Raw genomic sequence first — 666 nt, 5'->3', positions numbered from 1 at the left:
TTGAATAAGGAGCAATTGAAGAACTCCAAAGCATACCGAGTTTTACAGCTAATGCGACCGATCTTTCATGAAGAGAAACAATTAACATATTCCAATCATAAGGAAAAACTAGTGCAACGTCGGTTGCACGTGAAGCCTTTGATGGATAAGTTATATACTTATTTAGAAAATATCAGTTTTCCTCAAGGGCGTTTGAAAGCTGCCATTAATAATGCTTTGAAGCTAAGAAAGCGAGTATATCAAATATTTGAAGATGGTCGAGTGCCGTTAACGAATAATCCGGTTGAACAAGCGATTCGTCCATCAACTCTTATTCGAAAGAATAGCTTATTTGCGAAAAGTACTGCCGGAGCTCAGGCAAATGCCATTTTCTATACTTTGGTGGCAACTGCAAACCAGAACCATTTAAATATCTACAAATACTTTAAGTATCTTTTTGATCACTTACCAAACCGCAAGGACGAAGGCCTTGAGGCTTATTTACCATGGTCAAAAGAAGTCCAAACAGAATGCCATAAATAAAACGGGGTCATGAATTACCATTTTCGGTAGCTCATGATCCCAATTTTTTCAATCCGTACTGTTATTGACTGCTTACGCACAAATGATGCACAAATTCAATTGAAAATAAAAATTATTTAAAACATAAAACTCCTGTAACCCTTA

At 36.3% G+C, this 666-nt stretch carries 1 protein-coding gene; it reads left to right on the top strand.

Annotated features, from left to right (window positions below; all coding sequences use genetic code 11):
• A partial coding sequence (locus AACL61_RS00115) for an IS66 family transposase (RefSeq protein ID WP_339110793.1) occupies positions 1-522 on the top strand: 522 nt, incomplete at its 5' end.
• Between the last annotated feature and the right edge of the window lie 144 nt (positions 523-666).

The organism is Limosilactobacillus reuteri subsp. porcinus (assembly GCF_036621895.1).
GTDB classification, from domain to species: domain Bacteria; phylum Bacillota; class Bacilli; order Lactobacillales; family Lactobacillaceae; genus Limosilactobacillus; species Limosilactobacillus reuteri_J.
Note: the sequence above shows the minus strand (reverse complement) of the source record. Positions and strands in the feature narration are given on the sequence as shown.